The sequence below is a fragment of the Streptomyces sp. CNQ329 genome (assembly GCF_000482585.1).
The window spans coordinates 81,956-101,552 of the sequence record NZ_AXVU01000005.1 but is presented as its reverse complement, the minus strand read 5'-3'; the positions used below and the strand labels follow the sequence as shown (position 1 = coordinate 101,552).

Below are 19,597 nucleotides of genomic sequence, written 5' to 3'. Positions count from 1 at the left end.
GGAATCCGCCGAACCGGCCGGCGGGCGGCCCTTGACGGGGGCGGGCACCCGCGGCGACAGTGCATTTCAACAGAACGTTGAAACAGGGAGCCGCCGAGAGGGGACCGGGTGCCCGACGTCGAACTGGTGCTGCGCTCACGCCGCGTCGTCACCCCCGAGGGTGAGCGGCCCGCCGCCGTCACGGTCGCCGGCGGCCGGATCGCCGCCGTGCTGCCGTACGACACGGCCCCGCCGCCCGGCGCCCGCGCCGAGGACTACGGCGCCGACGCGCTGCTGCCCGGCCTCGTCGACACCCACGTGCACGTCAACGACCCCGGCCGCACCGCATGGGAGGGCTTCGCCACCGCCACCCGGGCCGCCGCCGCCGGCGGCGTCACCACCCTGATCGACATGCCGCTCAACAGCTTGCCGCCCACCACCACCGCGCGGGCGCTCGCCGTCAAGCGGGCCGTGGCCCGGCCCCGGGCCCACGTCGACGTCGGCTTCTGGGGCGGGGCGATACCCGGCAACGCCGCCGACCTCGCCCCCCTGCACGCCGCCGGGGTCTTCGGCTTCAAGTGCTTCCTCTCCCCGTCCGGCGTCGAGGAGTTCCCGCCTCTCGCCGGCGCGGACCTGGAGCGCGCCGCCGCCGAGGCCGGCCGCCTCGGCGCGCTGCTCGTCGTCCACGCCGAGGACCCCGGCGTGCTCGCCGGCGCCCCGCCGGTCCCCGGCCGCGCCTACGCCGGCTTCCTCGCCTCCCGCCCGCGCGCCGCCGAGAACCGGGCCGTCGAACAGGTCGTCGCGCTCGCCGCGCGGCACGGCACCCGCGTCCACGTCCTCCACCTCTCCTCCGCCGACGCGCTGCCCGCCCTGGCCGCCGCCCGCCGCGCCGGCCTGCCCGTCACCGCGGAGACCTGCCCGCACTTCCTCACCCTGACCGCGGAGGAGATCCCGGACGGCGCCACCGCGTTCAAGTGCTGCCCGCCCATCCGCGAGTCCGGCAACCGGGACCTGCTGTGGGCCGGCCTCGCCGACGGCATCCTCGACTGCGTCGTCTCCGACCACTCCCCGGCCACCGCCGAGCTGAAGACCGGCGACTTCGCCACCGCGTGGGGCGGCATCTCCTCGCTCCAGCTCGGCCTGCCCGCGGTGTGGACCGAGGCGCGCCGCCGTGGCCACGGCCTCGCCGACGTCGTCCGGTGGATGGCCGCGGGCCCCGCCCGGCTCGCCGGGCTCGCCGCCAAGGGCGCCATCGAGCCCGGCCGCGACGCGGACTTCGCCGTCCTCGACCCCGACGCCTCCTTCACCGTCGACCCCGCGGATCTGGAGCACAAAAACCGCGTCACCGCGTACGCGGGCCGGCGGCTGCAGGGCGTCGTACGCGCCACCTGGCTGCGCGGGCACCGCGTCCACCACGACGGCGTCCACACCGAACCCCGCGGCCGGCTCCTCGGCCGTACCGACCGGGACGAAAGGCCACAGCTGGCATGAGCGCCGAGATCCCCCGCTTCACCGGTGCCGCCGCCCCGTACGGCGGTGGCGACCCCTACGCCGACTACCGGGCCGCCGACTTCCCCTTCGCCGGCCTGCCGGACCTCGCCGACCGGCGCCTGGGCGGCGCGGTGATCGCCGCGAACGACGAGTTCTTCGCCCCGCGCGAGAACCTGCTGCGGCCGGAGCGGGCGGAGTTCGACCCGGCGGCGTTCGGTCACAAGGGCAAGGTCATGGACGGCTGGGAGACCAGGCGCCGCCGCGGTGCCACCGCCGCGGCCCCGCACCCGGCCGCGGACGACCACGACTGGGCGCTGATACGCCTCGGCGCCCCCGGCGTCGTACGGGGCATCGTCGTCGACACCGCCCACTTCCGCGGCAACCACCCGCAGTCCGTGAGCGTCGAGGGCACGGAGGCCCCCGGCGCGCCGTCCCCCGGGGATCTGCTTGCGGACGGCGTGCGGTGGACCGAGCTGGTGCCCCGCACGGCGGTCGGCGGCCATGCCGCGAACGGCTTCGCGGTCTCCGGCGGTCGGCGGCTGACGCATCTGCGGCTGCGCCAGCACCCCGACGGGGGCATCGCGCGCCTGCGGGTCCACGGCGAGGTCGTTCCGGACCCGGCGTGGCTGGCGGCGCTCGGCACCTTCGATCTCGTCGCGCTGGAGCACGGCGGCCGCGTCGAGGACGCCTCGGACCGCTTCTACTCGCCGCCCGTCAACACCATCCGGCCGGGCCGCTCGCGGAAGATGGACGACGGCTGGGAGACGCGGCGGCGCCGCGACCACGGCCACGACTGGATCCGCTACGCGCTCGCGGGCCGCGGCGAGATCCGCGCGGTGGAGATAGACACGGCGTATCTGCTGGGCAACGCGGCGGGCTGGGCCGCGGTGTCCGTGCGGGACGGGGAGGACGGTGCGTGGACGGAGGTGCTGCCGCGCACCCGGCTGCAGCCGGACACCAACCACCGCTTCGTGCTCGCCACGGCGGCGGTCGGCACGCACGCGCGCATCGACATCCACCCGGACGGGGGGATTTCGCGGCTGCGGCTGCACGGAAGCCTGACCCCGGAGGGCAAGCCCCCCGGCGGCTGAGGGGAAAGGTTCCTGCGGTGGCGGGACGTGCACCGGCCGCTGAGGCCGCCGGGTGCCGGGCGCCGCCCGGCGGCGTTCCGCGAGCGGACCGGCCGGTCCAGCCGGCCCCGCGGACCTGCGGTCACGGGACCCGCGGTCGCGCGTCCACCCGGGACGGAGCCCGGCGGCGGCCCCTCTCACCGCCGGGGCCGCCGCCGGGCGTGACGCGGTCAGTCGCCGATCACCCCCACGTCCGTGATCTGCGGAACCGCCCCGCCGCCCGACCACCGCAGCCGGACCTCGGCCACCGCCCCGCCGGGCACGCGGAGTTCGGTGTACGCGCCCGCGAGCGGGCCCGCCGTGCGCCACGGGCCGTCCGGCTCGTTGCGTACCTGCACCGTCGCGCCCGCGTGCGGCGCGTCCTGCGGGCGGAGCACGGCCAGCGACTCGGCCGGTTGCGGCTCCGCGAAGCGGACGTCCAGCGCCTCACCGGCCTGCGGGGCGCGGGCGGCGCGGTAGACGGAGGCGGTGTCGCCGTCCGCGGCGGCGGCCAGGGAACTGCCCTCGGCCGCCGGCGGGCCGCCGGACGTCGTCGTCGAGCCGCCGCCGGCGACGGTGAACTCCCGCACCACCAGCCAGTTGCCCTGCGCCGCCATCGACCGGGCGCGCACGTACCGCGCCCTGGTGCCCTCCGGTGCCGTCGCCCCGACGTCCGGCGTGCCGGAGAAGGCCGCCAGCTCCGTCCACGTCTCGCCGTCCGCGGAGTACTCCAGCACGCCCTGCGCCAGGTAGTCGTCCGGGCTGCCGGACTTGGCCATCGCCAGCGTGACCTCGCCGATCTCGCGCTCGCCGTGCAGGTCCACGCCCACCCACGAGCCGGGGCGCGGCGCGCCGTCGCTCCAGAAGAACGTCGTGTCGTCGCCGTCCGTCATCCGGTCCACGGTGTTGCCCTGGTACGTGCCGAGGTCCGTCTCCCCCTTCGGCCGTGGGGGCAGCCCGAGCGAGCGGTCGTGCGCCGCCGCGGCGTCGGCGACGAAGGCGTCGAGCACGCCCTCGCCGACGACGACCGGCACCTCGCGCCCGTTGAGTCCGGTGTAGAGGTGCGACGTCGCCTGGTCCACCAGGTCCGGCAGCCGCTGCCGCAGCTTCCAGGCGAGGCCGCCGTCGCCCTCCCGGGCCGCCTCCACCATCCGCAGGGCGGTGCGGGTGGCGGTGCCCCAGTCGCGGGTGGCGTCGAGCCAGGGGCCCGACTCCTCGACGAACGCCCGGTCGGGGAGCCGGTCGCGCAGCACGCCGGGCGCGGCCTGAAGGGCGGACAGCTTCTCGTCCAGGGCGCCCGCGCCGCCGCCGTCCGCGTACGCGGCGATGGCCGCCGACAGCTCCGGCGCCTGGCCGGGGTTGAGCGCCGAGCCGTACGAGGCGTCCGCGAAGGCCCGCAGCGCCGCGGTCGTCCGCCGGTCGCCGCCGGCCAGTTCGGCGAGTGCCCCGGCCCAGGACGTCCGCGGGTCGTAGGCGGCGTCGTTCCAGGCGAAGTCGGCGACGGTGTACAGCGCGATCTTCGACGCGGCGGCCTGGTTCATCGGGTTGGCGGTGATCCCGGCCAGCTCGCCCGGCAGGCCCTTCTCCCGGCCGTGGAACGGACCGAGCAGCAGCCGCTGCTGCGCGTAGTCGTTGACCGGGTAGTTGTCCCAGGTCAGGATCGGGTGGCCGAAGACCTCGCGGGCGTCGCGCGCCTGCGCGACGGTCATCACGGGTGCGACGACGCCGATGCCGGTCCACTCCACCAGCACGTCCTCGTCCAACTGCTCGGCGAGCGCCTTCTTGTACGGGGACGGGGTGGTGTCGTAGTACTCCGTCGGCACCGTCTGCAGCGGCTCGGCGCCGTCATGGGTGCGGACGAACTCGCGGTTGACCCGGTTGAGCAGGTGCGCCTGGGCCGCGCCCGCGGCGCCGCCGCCGGTGCCGAAGCGCTCCTCGTCGGCGGCGCAGTTCCAGTCGGTGTAGCTGATGTCGTCCAGCGGCACCGCGAAGGTGCGTACGCCGATGTCCCACAGGGTCTGGAACTTGTCGTTCAGCGCCTGCACGTCCGCGTCGGAGCTGTAGCAGACCGACAGGCCCGGGGAGAGTGCGTAGGTGAACTCCACGTGGTGGGCGCGGGCGTGCTCGACCAGTTCGGCGATGCGCGCGAGTTCGTCCGCCGGGTACGGCTCGCGCCAGCGTTCGCGCAGGTACGGGTCGTCCTTGGGGGAGTAGACGTAGATGTTCATCTTGTGCTCGCCGTAGAAGGAGAGCTGGTCCAGGCGCGATTCGTGGGACCAGGGGACGCCGTAGAAGCCCTCGATGGCGCCGCGCCAGCCGGTGCCCGGCCAGTCGCGGACGGCGGTGCCGGCGAGGCGGGTGCCGGGGGAGTCGCGGTGGGGGAGGAGCTGGCGCAGGCTCTGGGCGGCGTAGTACGTGCCGGTGGCGTCGGCGCCCGCCAGCACGATGCTGCCCGGGCCGTCGCCGCCGGCGGCCAGGACGTAGCCGTCGGCGGGCAGCCCGGCGGGCCCGTCGACGCCCAAGGCGCCGAGGGCGGCGGCGGAGGCGGGGTTGGCGTCGGGGCCGCCGAGGTAGACGGTGAGCCCGGGGTCCTCCCGCGGTGCGTTTTCGGTACGGCGTACGTCCCCGGCGCCGGCGTCGCGCAGCGCCTGCTCGGTGACGGCGAGCGCCGGGCCGTCCGGCTGGGGCCCGGTGACGAGGGTGACGGTGCGGGTCACGGTGACGCTGTCGTCGCGCGCCTCCACCGAGCGCGGGGCGGGGCTGATGTCACCGGGCCGGGCCGGCGGCGGTGGCGCGCCGGCGGCCGGCGGGACGGCGAGCGGGGTCAGGCACAGGGCCAGGAGCACGGCGCCGACGACGGCCTGGCGGGGGACGGGCATCCGGAACCTCCGGGATCTCGGGGGTGTAGTGCACACGTCACTCACCGTCGAGCCTCACCCCGACCCGCCCCGGAGGCAATGGACTTACCGGCGCCCGGCCATGGACTCATGTCCGCCCCGCGCGCCCGTACCGCGCCCCGCGGACCTCTCCGCGCCGTGCACCCCGTCATACCGGCGCGGGCGCCGATCGGGATAACGTTCGGAGCACGAACGTGCCCCACGACCGTGGAGGAACCGATGGCGGAACCCGCACCGGAGGTGCTGACCTGCGGCGAGGCCATGCTGCTGATGCTGGCCGAGCCCGGGATGCCGCTGGCGCGTGCCGTGAACTTCCGCCGGGCCATCGGCGGTGCCGAGTCGAACGTCGCCGCCGGGCTCTCCCGGCTCGGCCACCGGGCGCGCTGGTTCGGGCGCGTCGGCGCGGACCCCGCGGGGGAGGCCGTCCTCGCCCAGCTCCGCGCGGACGGGGTGGACGTGTCGTACGCGGATGTCGACCCCGACGCGCCCACCGGCATGCTGCTCCGCGACAGCCACCCCCAGCGCGCCATCGACGTGCAGTACTACCGGGCCGGCTCCGCCGCCTCCCGGCTGGCTCCCGAGCACATCAGCCCCGAGGTGGTCGAGGGGGTGCGGGTGCTGCACATCTCCGGCATCACGCCGATCCTGTCGCCGTCCGCCGCCGAGGCGACGGCCAAGCTGATCGAACTCGCCCACGCGGCCGGCGCCCTGGTCTCCTTCGACCCCAACGTCCGCCGCAAGCTCGCCGGTCCCGAGCGCTGGGCCGGGGTCGTCGGCCCCCTGCTCGCCGAGGCCGACCTGTTGCTCGCCGGCGACGACGAGCTGGAGACGCTGACCGGCGAGCCCGCCGACGCCGCCGCCGCCCGGCTGCTGCGCGGCCGTACCGAGACCGTCGTGATCAAGCGCGCCGACCACACCGCCACCGCGCTCACCGCCGCCGGCGACCGCGTCGACCAGCCGCCGTACGACGTGCTGCTCGCCGACCCCGTCGGCGCCGGGGACGCCTTCGCCACCGGGTTCCTGTCCGCCCGGCTACGGGACCTGCCGCTGGACCGTGCGCTGGCCGAGGGCGCCTGCGTCGCCGCGCTCGTCATCCAGACGGTGACCGACACCGACGGGCTGCCGACCGCCGCCGCACGCGACCGCGCGCTCGCCGCCTTCACCGCCGGCGGCGACTCGGTCCACCGCTGAGCGCGGCGGGAGCCGTACGGCCGTGACGGCACCGCCGGACCGCCGAACCGTGCACCGCCCAGAGAGAACGCCGGAGGAAGCACCGTGTACCGCTGGGAGATCACCCGGGCCGCGCTGGAACAGCGGGTCGTCGCCATCGTCCGCAGTGACACCTACGACGGTGCCGCCGCCACCGCCGACTCGCTGCTGTCGGCCGGGATCAGCAGCCTGGAGATCTCGCTGACCACGCCCTACGCGCTGGAGCTGGTCAGCTCCCTGCGCCGCGAGGTCGGGGCGGAGGCGGTCATCGGCGCCGGCACCGTGCTGGACGCCGCGTCGGCGCGGCTGGCCGTCGACGCCGGCGCCCGTTACCTGGTCGCGCCCAACCTCGACGCCGGCGTGGTCGCGACCGCGCACCGCTACGGCATCCCGGTCTTCGCCGGCGTCGCCACGCCCACCGAGGTGGTGCGCGCGCTGGAACTGGGCGTGGACGTCATGAAGCTCTTCCCGGCCTCGGCGCACACGCCGGGGTGGATCAAGGACGTACGGGCCGCGCTGCCGCAGGCCGCCATCCTGCCCACGGGCGGGATCCCGATCGCCGAGGCGCCCGACTGGATCGCCGCGGGCGCGGTGGGCGTCGGGATGGGCTCGGCGCTGTCCGGTGGCGACCGCGAGGAGGTCGCCAAGCGCGCGGCCGGGCTTCTGGGCCGCCTCGCGGCGGCCTGACCGCGGCGCCGCGGGAGAGGGGACCGGCGATGGGGGACCGGGCCAACTACGTGCTGGTGCGCGACGGCGACTGGCGGCTGTTCTCCTCGCACTGGGGCGCCGGCGGCCTCGACGTCCACCTGCTCGACGGCCCCCTCAGCGCGACCCGCTTCGTCACCGCCCAGCGGGAGGTGGAGCGGAACGCCTGGCTCGACGACGTGTGGTGCGAGGGTGCGGCCCTGGTCGATCTCGATGCACACGAGCTGCTCTTCTTCACCGTGCACCTCGAGGGCCACGTCCACCGGGCGGCCCTGCTCGCCGTGCTGGGCAGGACGTGGCCCGGCTGGCGGAGCCGCTGGGCGTACGGCGGTCTCGACGACCTGGCGGCGTTCGTGGGCGTGCCCGTGGAGCTGGTCCGCAGCAATCCGGCGAAGGCGGAGCCGCAGCCGCCCGGGACCGCCGAGTTGCCCGCCGCCGACCCGTGGGAAGACGCCGCGCTGGCCGTGACGGTCGCGGACGACGGCGGGGTCCTACGGCGCCTCCGCGATCTCCGCCACCCGCACCGGGCGGCGCTCCCGGCGTGAGCGCTCGCACGCCTCCACCACAAGCAGCGCCGCCAGCGCCTCCGCCCCGTCGCACGGGTTGGCCAGTTCGCCGCGGACCACCCGTACGAACGCCGCCAGCTCCGCCTCGTACGCCGGTGCGAAGCGCTCCAGGAAGCCCTGCCACGGCCTGCCGCCCTTCGCCGGTACGCCCGGCTCGACGGAGGTGAGCGGCGTCCGCTCGTCCAGGCCCACCGCGATCTGGTCGCGTTCGCCGGCCAGCTCCATCCGCACGTCGTAGCCCGCCCCGTTGACGCGGGTCGCCGTCGCGGTCGCCAGCGTGCCGTCGTCCAGGGTGAGCAGCGCCGCCGCGGTGTCGACGTCGCCGGCCTCGCGGAACATCGCCGGGCCCGCGTCCGAGCCCGCCGCGTACACCTCGGTGACCTCCCGGCCCGTCACCCACCGCAGCGCGTCGACGTCATGGATGACGCAGTCCCGGTACAGCCCGCCGGACAGCGGCAGGTACGCGGCCGGCGGCGGTGCGGGATCGGAGGTGGCGGTCCGTGCGGTGTGCAGCCGCCCCAGGCGCCCGCCGCGCACGGCCTCCCGGGCCGCGGCGTACCCCGCGTCGAAGCGGCGCATGAAGCCCATCTGCAGCACGATCCCGGCAGCCGCCACCTCCGCCAGCGCGGCCCGGGTGCCCGCCAGGTCCACGGCGACCGGCTTCTCGCAGAACACCGGCAGCCCCGCCCGCGCCGCCGCGCCCAGCAGCTCCGCGTGCGCGGCGGTGGCGGCGGCGATCACCACGGCGTCCACTCCCGCGGCCAGCGCGTCGGCGGGCGTGGCGACCGCCTCGGCGTCCGTACGTGCCGCGACCTCGGCGGCCCGGCGCGGGTCGGCGTCGGTCACGACGAGGGAGCTGACGTCCGGGTGCCGTCGCAGGGCGGCCGCGTGGAAGGCGCCGATCCTGCCGGTGCCGAGTAGTCCGATGCGCATGGCGTCAAAATCTCCTGTGGCCAGCGGGATTGTCAATTGTCAGGACAACCGGACGTGAAGCCTTCCGGTGGCGCCGCCCGACCGTTACGCTCCGGAGCGTGACGAAGCGCGGCACAGGCCCTGTCCCGGCCCTCAGGCTCGGCGTGGACCGCACCAGCCCGGTCCCGCTCTACTTCCAGTTGTCGCAGCAACTGGAGGCGGCCATCGAGCAGGGGGCGCTGACCCCCGGCAGCCTGCTCGGCAACGAGATCGAGCTGGCTGCCCGGCTCGGCCTGTCGCGGCCCACCGTGCGGCAGGCCATCCAGTCGCTGGTCGACAAGGGGCTGCTCGTACGCCGCCGGGGCATCGGCACCCAGGTCGTCCACAGCCAGGTGCGCCGCCCGCTCGGCCTGACCAGCCTCTACGACGACCTGGAGGCCGCGGGACAGCGCCCGGCCACCCGGGTGCTGGGCGTGGCCGAGGTGCAGGCCACCGCGGACGTCGCCGCGGCCCTCGGCGTCGCCGAAGGCACGGAGGTCGTGCGGGTGGACCGGCTGCGGCTGACCCACGGCGAACCGGTCGCCGTGCTCTGCAACCACCTGCCCGCCGAGCTGGTCCGGCTGCGCGCCGAGGAGCTGGAGACCACGGGGCTGTACCGGGTCCTGCGCGGCGCGGGCATCGCGCTGCACAGCGCCCGACAGCGGGTCGGCGCCCGGCCCGCGACGGCGGCGGAGGCCAGGCGGCTGGGTGAGGAGGAGGGCGCGGCGGTGCTGACGATGGAGCGGTTCACGTACGACGACACGGGGCGGGGGGTGGAGTTCGGTTCGCACCTGTACCGGGCCTCGCGCTACAGCTTCGAGTTCCAGTTGCTCGACCGGGGCTGACGCGGCGGGGACCCCACCGGGTGAATCGCGGGTAGCCGCGGGTCAGAATGATCCGGCAAGGCATTGACTGGGCCCCCGCCCCCGGCTAGAACACCTCCAGCCGCCACGCGGGCGGCCGGGGACGACCTGGGAAGAAAGGCGGGTATCCAGATGGCGCGCAGCCGTATGGCCCGTAGTACGCGCGTGTTCGCGGCGGCGGCGATGACCACCCTGCTGGCGGTCGCCGCAGCGGGCTGCAGTGACTCCGGCGGCAAGGACGCCGAGGAGAACGACGGCGGCGGTGGCGGCGGGGGCGTGAACACCCCGCGCATGGAGATAGCCATGGTGACCCACTCCGCGCCCGGCGACACCTTCTGGGACATCGTCCAGAGCGGCTCCAAGCAGGCCGCGGCCAAGGACAACGTCGAGTTCCTCTACGCCAACAGCGAGAAGGACGACGAGCAGGCGCGGCTGGTCCAGACCTTCGTCGACAAGAAGGTCGACGGTATCATCGTCACCCTCGCCAAGCCCGAGGCGATGAAGAGCGCGGTGCAGGCCGCGGTGGACGCCGGGATCCCGGTGGTGACGATCAACTCCGGCGCGGAGTTCTCGAAGGAGTACGGGGCCCTGAGCCACATCGGCCAGGAGGAGTCCGTCGCCGGCGAGGCGGTCGGCGAGGAGCTGAACGAGCGCGGCCGCAAGAAGGCCGTCTGCGTCATCCACGAGCAGGGCAACGTCGGCCTGGAGCAGCGCTGCGCCGGCGTGAAGAAGACCTTCTCCGGCTCGGTGCAGAACCTGACCGTGGACGGCGCGAGCAAGCCCGCGGTGCTCTCGGGCATCCAGGCGAAGCTGGAGGCGGACGGCGGCGTCGACTCGGTCGTCACGCTCAACGCGGACGTCGCCGCCTCGGCGGTCGAGGCGAAGGACGCCGCCGGCAGCGAGGCGGAGGTCGCGACCTTCGACCTGAACGCGGCCGTCGCGGAGGCGCTGGAGAGCAAGCAGCTCACCTTCGCCGTGGACCAGCAGCCCTATCTGCAGGGCTACCTGGCGGTCGACGAGCTGTGGCTGTACGAGACCAACGGCAACGTCATCGGCGGCGGCCAGACCGTGCTGACCGGTCCCGCCATCGTCACCGAGGAGGACGCCCCCGATCTGAAGAAGTTCACGGAGCGCGGCACCCGATGACCACCACCCTCCCGGCGGACACCAAGGCGCCGGACGAACGGCTGCTGGACGCCTCCCCGCTGCACCGGCTCCTCGGCCGGCCGGAGCTGGGCTCGGTGATCGGTGCCGTCGCGGTCTTCCTCTTCTTCGCCGTCATCGCGGACAGCTTCCTGTCCAGCCTCGACACGGTGCTGTACGCCGCCTCCACCATCGGCATCATGGCGGTGCCCGTGGCGCTGCTGATGATCGGCGGCGAGTTCGACCTGTCGGCGGGCGTGCTGGTCACCACGGCGGCGCTGACGTCGACGATGTTCGCGTACGAGATGACCGCCAACGTCTGGGCGGGCGTCTTCGTCTCCCTGCTGGTCACCCTCGCCATCGGGTTCTTCAACGGATTCATGCTGATCCGTACCGGCCTGCCCAGCTTCATCATCACGCTGGGCACGTATCTGATGCTGTGGGGCGCCAACATCGGCCTCACCAAGCGGATCCAGGGCACGGTCTCCACGAAGGCCATCGAGGACATGCAGGGCTTCGAGTCGGCGCGCGTGCTCTTCGCCTCGTCCGTCGACCTCGGCTCGTTCAAGCTGCGGGTGACGATCCTGTGGTGGATCGGGCTGGTCGCGGTGGCCACCTGGATCCTGCTGCGCACCCGCTGGGGCAACTGGATCTTCGCGGTCGGCGGCGGCAAGGAGGCGGCCCGCGCGGTCGGCGTCCCCGTGCTCCGCACCAAGATCGGCCTCTACCTCGGTGTCGCGGTGGCGGCCTGGATCTCCGGGCAGCACCTGCTGTTCTCGTTCTCCGGCGTGGTGCAGTCCGCGGAGGGCCGCGGCCTGGAGCTGCACTACATCGCCGCCGCCGTGATCGGCGGCTGCCTGCTCACCGGCGGCTACGGCTCGGCGATCGGCGCCGCGATCGGCGCGCTGATCTTCGGCATGGCCAAGCAGGGCATCGTCTACGCGCAGTGGGACTCGGACTGGTTCTGGTTCTTCCTCGGCGCGATGCTGCTGCTGGCCACGATCCTCAACTCCTGGGTACGCAAGCGCGCGGAGGCGGCCAGATGACGAAGGCCACGGACGGCACGGCCACGGACGACACGGCCGGCGACGGTGGCGCCGGGGGGCCCGCCGAGGGCCGGCCGCTGGTGGAGCTGGCCGACGTCAGCAAGTACTACGGCAACATCCGTGCGCTCGAAGCCGTCTCCCTCCAGGTGCACCCCGGCGAGATCACCTGCGTACTCGGCGACAACGGCGCGGGCAAGTCCACCCTCATCAAGATCATCTCCGGGCTGCACCAGCACGACACCGGCAGCTTCCGCATCGAGGGCCGGGACTCCCGGCTGGCGAACCCGCGCGAGGCGCTGGACCGGGGCATCGCCACCGTCTACCAGGATCTCGCCGTGGTGCCGCTGATGCCCGTGTGGCGCAATTTCTTCCTCGGCTCCGAGCCGACGCTGGGCCGCGGCCCGCTGCGCCGTCTCGACGTGCAGAAGATGCGCGCCACCACCCACGCCGAGCTGCTGCGCATGGGCATCGACCTGCGGGACGTCGACCAGCCCATCGGCACCCTGTCCGGCGGCGAGCGGCAGTCGGTCGCGATCGCACGGGCGATCTACTTCGGCGCCAGGGTGCTGGTCCTCGACGAGCCGACCGCGGCGCTCGGCGTCAAGCAGTCGGGTGTGGTGCTGAAGTACGTCGCCGCCGCCCGCGACCAGGGCCTCGGAGTCGTGCTGATCACCCACAACCCGCACCACGCCTACCTCGTGGGCGACCGGTTCATCCTGCTCAAGCGCGGCGCCATGGCCGGCAGCCACGCCCGGGCCGACATCACCCTGGACGAGCTGACCCGGCAGATGGCCGGCGGCAGCGAGCTGGAGCAGCTCAGCCACGAGCTGCAGCGGGGGAGAACCTAGGGGCGGCGGGCGACTCCGCGCGGCAGCGCCAGGAAAGGGGCCTGACCGGGCGCGATGCCGTGCGCCGCGGCCGCCGCCGTAGCGTACGGCGGCGGCGCGCGGTCCCGCCGCCACCCGCTGTCCACTCCGCCGTGCGGGGCGGTGGGCGGGTGAGGCAGAATCGGCACACGTCAGCGACTCCGACAGGGGAAGGGGCCACCCCTTGCGATCACCCGCACCCACCGAGCCGCGTCTCCGGCCCGGGCGAGGGGAGCGCCCGTGACGGCCGCGGAGAGGACACCGCACCGCGGCGCCGCCCGCGCCACGGTGCTGCGCAGCGTGAGCCACCGCGAGCGGCGCTCGCACCTGACCGCGCCCCGGGTGCCTACCGTGGGCATCGATATCGGCGGCACCAAGGTCGCCGCCGGCGTCGTCGACGCCGACGGGCACATCCTGGAGCGCGCGACCACCGAGACACCCGACAAGTCCAAGAGCCCCCAGGTCGTCGAGGACGTGATCGTCGAGCTGGTCCTCGACCTCTCCGAGCGCCACGACGTGCACGCCGTCGGCATCGGTGCCGCCGGCTGGATCGACGCCGACCGCAGCCGGGTGCTCTTCGCCCCGCACCTGTCCTGGCGCAACGAGCCGCTGCGTGACGCGCTCTCCGAGCGGCTGCGGGTCCCCGTCATGGTCGACAACGACGCCAACGCCGCCGCCTGGGCGGAGTGGCGCTTCGGCGCGGGCCGCGGCGAGGACTATCTGGTCATGATCACCCTGGGCACCGGCATCGGCGGCGCCATCCTGGAGGACGGCCAGGTCAAGCGCGGCAAGTACGGGGTGGCCGGCGAGTTCGGCCACATGCAGGTGGTGCCCGGCGGGCATCGCTGCCCGTGCGGCAATCGCGGCTGCTGGGAGCAGTACAGCTCCGGCAACGCGCTGGTCCGCGAGGCGCGCGAGCTGGCCGCGGCCGAGTCCCCGGTCGCGTACGGGATCATCGACCGCGTCAAGGGCAACGTCGGCGACATCACCGGCCCGCTCATCACCGAGCTGGCCCGTGAGGGCGACGCGATGTGCATAGAGCTGCTCCAGGACATCGGCCAGTGGCTCGGCGTCGGCATCGCCAACCTCGCCGCCGCCCTCGATCCCTCCTGCTTCGTCGTCGGCGGCGGCGTCAGCGCCGCCGACGACCTGCTCATCAAGCCCGCCCAGGACGCCTTCGGCCGCAGCCTGACCGGCCGCGGCTACCGGCCGGAGGCCCGGATCGTACGCGCCCGTCTCGGCAATGACGCCGGGCTGGTCGGTGCCGCGGACCTGGCCCGGCTGGTGGCCCGCAGGTTCCGCCGCACCAACCGCCGGCGCGTCGAGCGCTACGAGAGATTCGCGCAGGTGGTCGGCAAGTGACCCTGCAGGACTCCGGCGAGCGTCCCGTGCGCCGGACCGACCCCGATCCGGCACACAATGGGCACATGCCCCACCGCCCCCCGCGCCGCGTCGTCCGCTCCTGGAAGGCGTACCTGGCCATCGCCCTGCTCGTCGGCATCCCGCTGGTCTACGGCTGGATCTCCACCCAGCAGAGCCGCGACAGCGGCCGCGACAAGGCCGAGCGCGCCGCCTTCACCGACATGCAGCCCGGCTGGCCGCCGCGCCTGCTGCGCCGCATCTACCAGGTGCCCGTCCCCGGCGGCGCCGAGTACATCCGCTACTTCGAGCAGAACGCGCTGCACGACAGCGCCCTGTACGTCGACTTCACCGCCCCGCAGGAGTCGGTGGACGAGTACCTGGAGACGACGTTCTCGCGCACGGACGTCCGCCCCCTGCCCCGGCTGCGGGACGGGCTCAACCCCATCACCCCCGCGCAGGCGGACGAGGTCGGCTGGGACTTCACCGAGGGGGACTGGTCGGGGCTGAAGCTCAGGCAGCCCGGCGCGCGACCGGATGTGTCGATCGTCGTCAACACCGCGGACCCCGAGAACCTCGTGGTGCGTACCGTGTCCACGACGGAGTACTGACGAGGAGTTGTCACCGGCATCATGGAACTGACGAAGAAGGGCCACTCCTGCGTCCGGCTGGCCAAGGACGGGGCGGTGCTCGTCATCGACCCCGGCGGGTTCAGCGAGGCGGACGCCGCGGCCGGCGCCGACGCCCTGCTCGTCACGCACGAGCACGCCGACCACTTCGACGGGGGACGGCTGCGCGCCGCGCTCGACGCCAACCCCGCGGCGCAGCTCTGGACGCTGCGCAGCGTGGCGGAGCAGGTCGCCCCGGCGTTCCCCGGCCGGGTGCACACCGTCGGCGAGGGCGACGTGATCACCGCCGCCGGCTTCGAGGTCGAGGTGCACGGTCAACTGCACGCCGTGATCCACCCCGACATCCCGCGGATCACCAACGTCGGCTACGTGGTGGACGGCGCCGTCTTCCACCCGGGCGACGCGCTGACCGTGCCGGAGCGCGCCGTCGACACGCTGCTGCTGCCGGTGATGGCGCCGTGGAACAAGGTCGCGGAGATCATCGACTATGTCCGCGCGGTCACCCCGCGGCGTGCGGTCGACGTCCACGACGCGCTGCTCTCGGACCTCGCCCCGCAGGTCTACGAGCGCATGCTGGGCCCGAACGGACCGGGCGTCGGCGGTGCGGAGCACGTCCGGCTCGAACCGGGCGCGAGCCTCACGGTGTAGGCGCCCCGGGCCGCCCCTTGGATCCCCGGGGCCCGGTGTCAGAGGTGCGGGGTAGGTTGTCGGCATGGCTGTGCGCATCGCTACGTGGAACGTCAACGGGATCAATCCCCGGCTGCCCCGCATTCTGCAGTGGCTTGAGGAGACCGCGCCCGACGTGGTGTGTTTCCAGGAGCTGAAGTGCACGGAGGAGGCGTTCCCGGGTGCCGCGCTCGCCGGCCTGGGGTACGAGTCGGCGATCCGCGCCGACGGCCGGTGGAACGGGGTGGCGGTCGTCTCCCGGGCGGGCCTGGCCGACGTCACGGAGGACCTGCCGGACCAGCCGCAGTACGAGGGCGTGACCGAGCCCCGGGCGCTGGGCGCGACGTGCGGCCCGGTGCGCGTCTGGTCGCTGTACGTGCCCAACGGCCGCGACCTTGGGCACCCCCACTACGCGTACAAGCTGCGCTGGCTGGAGGCGCTGCGCGCGATGGCCGCGGAAGAGGCCCCGGGCGAGCGTCCCTTCGCCCTCCTCGGGGACTACAACGTCGCGCCCAAGGACGAGGACGTCTGGGACATCTCCCTCTTCGACGGGCACACGCACGTCAGCGAGGCCGAGCGCACGGCGCTCGTCGAGCTGCAGAAGTCCGCCGGGCTCAGCGAGGTCTACCCGCGCGCGCTGAAGTACGACATTCCCTTCACCTTCTGGGACTACCGCCAGCTCGGCTTCCAGAAGAACAAGGGGATGCGCATCGACCACGTCTACGGCAACGTGCCGTTCACCGCGGCCGTCACCGACGCCTACGCCGACCGGGAGGCGCGGCGGCCGGGCAAGGACAAGAACCCGTCCGACCACGCCCCCGTCGTCGTCGACCTCGACCTCCAAGCGGTGACGGGCACGGCCTGAGGAGCGGCCCGTCACGGGCGCGGCACGAGCAGCCCCAGGTCGATCGAGTCCGCCGCCGCCTTCAGGCCCGCCGGCCCGGGGTGAAGGTGGTCGCCGCTGTCGTACGCGGGCAGCAGACGCTGCGGGCGCCCGGGATCGCGCAGCACGGCGTCGAAGTCGAGCATCGCGTCGAACTCGGGGTCCGCTCCGCCCACGCCCGCGCGGATGAAGTCGTTGACCGCAGTGCGCCGCGCGTCGACTTCGGGGGTGCAGTCCCCGTAGCCCTCGCACGGCGCGATCGTCGCGGCCACCACGCGCAGCCCCCGGGCCTGCGCGCGTTCGGAGATGCCGCGCAGGCCGGCGATCACCTCGTCGGCGCTGGTGCCCGCGCGGACGTCGTTGATGCCCTCGAAGACCACGACGGTGCGGGCCGAGGTCTGCGCCAGCACGTCGCGCTCCAGCCGGTGCTGGGCGCTGACGCCGCCGACGTCGGTGCTCACGCCGTCGCCCTTGTACCGGTCGGTGACGATGCGGTTCGCGGAGATGCCGTGGTTGAGCACGCCGTAGCGGGGCACGTCGTCCTGTGCGCGCAGCCGGTCGGAGAGCACATCGGGCCAGCGCTGGTTCGTCCCCGTGCCGGAGCTGTGCCCGTCGGTGATGGAATCGCCGAGCGCGACGACGGAGCCGGGCCCGCCGCGCACGTCGATGCCGGTGAGGAACGGCCAGGTGGTGACGGTGCCGGTGAAGGCGTCGGCGCCGGAGTCACCGGCGCGGTTGCCGCTGCCGTCGGGGCTGATGTACGAGGTCTGCATGGCCAGGGCATGCACCGGCGCGGCGCTGACGGTCTCCGGCAGGTGGATGCTGACCAGCAGGTTCGACCCGGGCGGCACGGTGAAGCGGGCCGGGTCGCTGACCACTTCGGCACCGGCGGCGACCGTGGTGCCGCTCCTGCCGTCGAACGTCAGCGGCACCGGCCGGCCGGCGGTGGCGGCGCCCTCGCCCTGCACCGCGACGGTCGCCTGCCCGAACCGCACCGGCGACGCGGCGAAGGTGTTGGCCAGCCGCACGCGGGTGACGTCGCCGCCCGCGCCGGCGTGCACCACGAGCCGCAGCGTCCGGTCCGTCCACGGCCCCACGGCGGTGTAGCCGGAGGTGCTGGCGGCCCAGCTTCCGGTCCAGCCGGTGGTTTCCGGCCGTACGGAGGCCGCGAAGACGTGCAGATCCGACTCGGGGCCCGGGTCCTCCGGCAGGGTGAGCGCGGTGATCGGTTTGCCGCGGGTGACGGGCACGGTCACCGCGTACAGCCGGGTGGCCTCGGCCCGCGGCCCGTCGGGGGTGTTGAACCGCGGCAGCGCCAGCGCCTTGGTGGTGAGCGGCCCGGAGCGCCAGTCCGGCGCGGTCAGGCTGTACGCGCTGGAGCTGCCGTCCGCGTAGTGCACGGTGCCGGTGCCCGAGACCCCGGCGCCGGGGGCGCCGGGGGAGGAGCCGGCGACGAGCAGGGAGACCGCGTTGCCCCTGCCGTGCAGCGCGACGGACTGGCCGTCGGCGACGACGTTGTCGGCTGCGCCGCGGCCGTAGCGCGGCAGCCGCAGCCCGGCCGCGTCGATGTCCAGCGTGCGTCCGGGCGTCCAGCCGGCGGCGGCCAGGTCCCCGGCGGAGAACGAGCCGCCGGCGCCGTCGAAGTCCGCGGCGGCGGGATCGGCGTCGTCGCTGACGGCGGTGTTGTCGAAGAGCTCGGCCAACGACTGTGGCCTGCCGGGCCGTTCGGCGGCGTGCGCCGCCACCGGCACGGCGGTGGCGGCGAGTGCGAGCAGGGTGGCGGTGGTGACGAGGCGAATCCGCAAGGTGGCCCTCCGGGTCCCGGTTCGGCGTCTCGACATGACCAGTCATCTCAGGGGGGCGCCATGACGCTCAGGAGGCAGGAGTGAACGGTCAAGACCGCCTTCCGGGAAACGCCTGGTGAGCGAATCGGATCCGCGCGCCTGTGGTGCTGCGGCCTGCCAGGATGCGAGGGTGGGGGCATGAACATCTCCTTCCTCGACAACTGGCGCAGGCGACATGGCTCGGAACGTGAGCAGCGGACGTCGCACGTGGACACGCCGGTGGACCAGGAGGGCGTCACCGAACTGCTCAGCGAGTGCGAACTGCTGCGTGTCCAGGCGGAATCGGCGGGCGTCGAGCTGGACGACACCCCGCGGTCGCTGGAGGAGCTGGACCAACTGCTGCCGCGCTGGCGGGACGACCCGGAGGTCACCCCCTGGCTGGGCAGCGACGCGGGGCTGTATCTGGGCACCGTGATCGTGCGGACGATCGTGGACGCGCAGTGGGTGATCGACCCGGTCGACGGCGCGCCGGTGGTGCGGCTGTCGTCGGGGCGGGAGATGGACGTGCTGGACATCGGCGCCGAGTGGGCGGCGAACGGGGCGCCGGAGCTGTCCCAGATGTACGCCGAGGTCGCGGAGGGCTGACGCCTGCACGCGGTGCGGCCCGTCAGCCCGTGAACGTGATGTCGTACTCCAGCCGCCAGCGGTCCGCGCGCACCACCGCCTCGGAGGTCTCCACCGCCCGGCCGTGCTCGTCGTAGTGCGTCCGCTCCACCGTCGTCACGCACTGCCCCGGCGCGCAGCCCAGCGCCTCGGCCTCCACCGTCGTCGCCGACCGCGAGCCGACCAGCTCCGCGGCCCGTATCACCCGGATCCCGATCGCCGCGAACCGGCCGCGCACGCCGCGCCGGGCGTACGGGCCGCGCTCGGGGAAGACGACGTCGGTGCCCTCGGTGAGTACCAGCGGCTCCCAGCTCACGGCGAGCTGCACCGGTTTGCGGTCGGCCAGGTACTCGTACTGCGTGCACATGACCCGGTCGCCCGCCGGGATCCCGAGCCGCCGCGCGGCCTCCCGCGGTGCGGGGGCGGGCGTGGAGACCGCTTCCCATGTCAGCGCCACACCGTCGGGCACCAGCCGGGCGGCGAAGGGGGAGTCGACCGCGCCCGTGCTGCGCAGCAGGCTGCCCACGGGGGTGCGGTCGGCGACGAACACGCCGCGGCCGAACTGCCCCTGGGCGTAGCCGGCGGCCTTCAGCACCCGCACGGCCCGGTCCACCGTCTGGTCGCTCGCCGCGTAGGTCCGCTTGAGCTGGGAGCGTGAGGGGATCTGCGCCCCCACGGACAGCTCGCCGCCGTCGATCCGCTCGCGCAGATCGTCGGCGATGCGCTGGTACACCGGCTTGGCGTCGCCCATACCGGGGGCTCCTCTCCCGCAACTCGCCCGACAGGCT

At 74.3% G+C, this 19,597-nt stretch carries 18 protein-coding genes; 14 read left to right on the top strand and 4 right to left on the bottom strand.

What is annotated here, in order from left to right; translation table 11 throughout:
• Nucleotides 1-108: 108 nt before the first annotated feature.
• Nucleotides 109-1,470, top strand: a complete 1,362-nt coding sequence (gene allB / locus I003_RS0104410; RefSeq protein ID WP_027770400.1) for an allantoinase AllB — start codon at nt 109-111, stop codon at nt 1,468-1,470.
• The gene (alc, locus tag I003_RS0104405) at nt 1,467-2,561 is read left to right on the top strand and encodes an allantoicase (protein ID WP_027770399.1); all 1,095 of its coding nucleotides are present in this window, start codon (nt 1,467-1,469) and stop codon (nt 2,559-2,561) included. The genes allB and alc overlap by 4 nt, the downstream gene beginning before the upstream one ends.
• Nucleotides 2,562-2,770: 209 nt before the next feature.
• Here alc and I003_RS0104400 read toward each other — a convergent pair whose 3' ends face one another.
• Complete coding sequence (locus I003_RS0104400; RefSeq protein ID WP_027770398.1) at nt 2,771-5,458, bottom strand: glycoside hydrolase family 84 protein; 2,688 nt, start codon at nt 5,456-5,458, stop codon at nt 2,771-2,773.
• Nucleotides 5,459-5,695: 237 nt separating this feature from the next.
• On the opposite strand from I003_RS0104400, the gene I003_RS0104395 reads away from it, so the two are divergent.
• The 3 genes from I003_RS0104395 to I003_RS31440 all read left to right on the top strand — a co-directional run bounded on the left by I003_RS0104395 (nt 5,696) and on the right by I003_RS31440 (nt 7,935).
• On the top strand, nt 5,696-6,667 hold the full coding sequence (locus I003_RS0104395) for a sugar kinase (protein ID WP_027770397.1): 972 nt from the start codon (nt 5,696-5,698) through the stop codon (nt 6,665-6,667).
• Between the two features lie 84 nt (nt 6,668-6,751).
• Nucleotides 6,752-7,372, top strand: a complete 621-nt coding sequence (locus tag I003_RS0104390; protein ID WP_027770396.1) for a 2-dehydro-3-deoxy-phosphogluconate aldolase — start codon at nt 6,752-6,754, stop codon at nt 7,370-7,372.
• A 29-nt stretch (nt 7,373-7,401) separates the two neighbouring features.
• A complete protein-coding gene (locus tag I003_RS31440) occupies nt 7,402-7,935 on the top strand; it encodes a hypothetical protein (protein WP_027770395.1) in 534 nt (177 codons plus the stop codon).
• On the opposite strand, the gene I003_RS0104380 is transcribed toward I003_RS31440, so the two are convergent.
• Nucleotides 7,882-8,889, bottom strand: a complete 1,008-nt coding sequence (locus tag I003_RS0104380) for a Gfo/Idh/MocA family protein (RefSeq protein WP_027770394.1) — start codon at nt 8,887-8,889, stop codon at nt 7,882-7,884. The genes I003_RS31440 and I003_RS0104380 overlap by 54 nt on opposite strands.
• Before the next feature lie 98 nt (nt 8,890-8,987).
• Between I003_RS0104380 and I003_RS0104375 the strand changes: the two genes are divergently transcribed.
• From I003_RS0104375 to I003_RS0104340, 8 genes are all read left to right on the top strand, one after another.
• Nucleotides 8,988-9,752 (top strand): GntR family transcriptional regulator, encoded by a 765-nt coding sequence (locus I003_RS0104375; protein WP_027770393.1) that lies wholly within the window; start codon nt 8,988-8,990, stop codon nt 9,750-9,752.
• Between the two features lie 165 nt (nt 9,753-9,917).
• Nucleotides 9,918-10,916: a sugar ABC transporter substrate-binding protein gene (locus I003_RS0104370; RefSeq protein ID WP_027770392.1), complete on the top strand. Its 999-nt coding sequence runs from the start codon at nt 9,918-9,920 to the stop codon at nt 10,914-10,916.
• The gene (locus I003_RS0104365; protein ID WP_027770391.1) at nt 10,913-11,959 is read left to right on the top strand and encodes an ABC transporter permease; all 1,047 of its coding nucleotides are present in this window, start codon (nt 10,913-10,915) and stop codon (nt 11,957-11,959) included. Before I003_RS0104370 ends, I003_RS0104365 begins: the two co-directional genes overlap by 4 nt.
• Nucleotides 11,956-12,807, top strand: a complete 852-nt coding sequence (locus tag I003_RS0104360; RefSeq protein ID WP_027770390.1) for an ATP-binding cassette domain-containing protein — start codon at nt 11,956-11,958, stop codon at nt 12,805-12,807. The genes I003_RS0104365 and I003_RS0104360 overlap by 4 nt, the downstream gene beginning before the upstream one ends.
• A gap of 258 nt (nt 12,808-13,065) precedes the next feature.
• A complete protein-coding gene (locus tag I003_RS0104355) occupies nt 13,066-14,187 on the top strand; it encodes an ROK family glucokinase (RefSeq protein WP_027770389.1) in 1,122 nt (373 codons plus the stop codon).
• Nucleotides 14,188-14,252: 65 nt separating this feature from the next.
• Entirely contained in the window at nt 14,253-14,795 is a 543-nt protein-coding gene (locus tag I003_RS0104350; RefSeq protein WP_027770388.1) for a hypothetical protein, read from the top strand.
• A 21-nt stretch (nt 14,796-14,816) separates the two neighbouring features.
• The gene (locus I003_RS0104345) at nt 14,817-15,461 is read left to right on the top strand and encodes an MBL fold metallo-hydrolase (protein WP_027770387.1); all 645 of its coding nucleotides are present in this window, start codon (nt 14,817-14,819) and stop codon (nt 15,459-15,461) included.
• A 70-nt stretch (nt 15,462-15,531) separates the two neighbouring features.
• The gene (locus I003_RS0104340) at nt 15,532-16,344 is read left to right on the top strand and encodes an exodeoxyribonuclease III (RefSeq protein ID WP_027770386.1); all 813 of its coding nucleotides are present in this window, start codon (nt 15,532-15,534) and stop codon (nt 16,342-16,344) included.
• A gap of 11 nt (nt 16,345-16,355) precedes the next feature.
• Here the strand turns inward: I003_RS0104340 and I003_RS0104335 are convergent, their stop codons facing one another.
• Nucleotides 16,356-18,167 carry an SGNH/GDSL hydrolase family protein gene (locus I003_RS0104335; RefSeq protein ID WP_027770385.1) on the bottom strand — a complete coding sequence of 604 codons (1,812 nt, stop codon included), beginning with the start codon at nt 18,165-18,167 and terminating at the stop codon, nt 16,356-16,358.
• A 177-nt stretch (nt 18,168-18,344) separates the two neighbouring features.
• Between I003_RS0104335 and I003_RS0104330 the strand changes: the two genes are divergently transcribed.
• Entirely contained in the window at nt 18,345-18,791 is a 447-nt protein-coding gene (locus I003_RS0104330; protein ID WP_027770384.1) for a DUF6278 family protein, read from the top strand.
• 22 nt (nt 18,792-18,813) lie between these two features.
• Here I003_RS0104330 and I003_RS0104325 read toward each other — a convergent pair whose 3' ends face one another.
• Entirely contained in the window at nt 18,814-19,560 is a 747-nt protein-coding gene (locus tag I003_RS0104325) for a GntR family transcriptional regulator (RefSeq protein WP_027770383.1), read from the bottom strand.
• Between the last annotated feature and the right edge of the window lie 37 nt (nt 19,561-19,597).

Bases quoted from the DNA above. Each gene is read 5' to 3' on its own strand.
- I003_RS0104380 (WP_027770394.1), bottom strand. From the start codon at position 8,889: ATGCGCATCGGACTACTCGGCACCGGCAGGATCGGCGCCTTCCACGCG.
- I003_RS31440 (WP_027770395.1), top strand. From the start codon at position 7,402: ATGGGGGACCGGGCCAACTACGTGCTGGTGCGCGACGGCGACTGGCGG.
- I003_RS0104360 (WP_027770390.1), top strand. From the start codon at position 11,956: ATGACGAAGGCCACGGACGGCACGGCCACGGACGACACGGCCGGCGAC.
- I003_RS0104350 (WP_027770388.1), top strand. From the start codon at position 14,253: ATGCCCCACCGCCCCCCGCGCCGCGTCGTCCGCTCCTGGAAGGCGTAC.
- I003_RS0104365 (WP_027770391.1), top strand. From the start codon at position 10,913: ATGACCACCACCCTCCCGGCGGACACCAAGGCGCCGGACGAACGGCTG.
- I003_RS0104325 (WP_027770383.1), bottom strand. From the start codon at position 19,560: ATGGGCGACGCCAAGCCGGTGTACCAGCGCATCGCCGACGATCTGCGC.
- I003_RS0104400 (WP_027770398.1), bottom strand. From the start codon at position 5,458: ATGCCCGTCCCCCGCCAGGCCGTCGTCGGCGCCGTGCTCCTGGCCCTG.
- I003_RS0104395 (WP_027770397.1), top strand. From the start codon at position 5,696: ATGGCGGAACCCGCACCGGAGGTGCTGACCTGCGGCGAGGCCATGCTG.
- alc (WP_027770399.1), top strand. From the start codon at position 1,467: ATGAGCGCCGAGATCCCCCGCTTCACCGGTGCCGCCGCCCCGTACGGC.
- I003_RS0104330 (WP_027770384.1), top strand. From the start codon at position 18,345: ATGAACATCTCCTTCCTCGACAACTGGCGCAGGCGACATGGCTCGGAA.
- I003_RS0104370 (WP_027770392.1), top strand. From the start codon at position 9,918: ATGGCCCGTAGTACGCGCGTGTTCGCGGCGGCGGCGATGACCACCCTG.
- I003_RS0104345 (WP_027770387.1), top strand. From the start codon at position 14,817: ATGGAACTGACGAAGAAGGGCCACTCCTGCGTCCGGCTGGCCAAGGAC.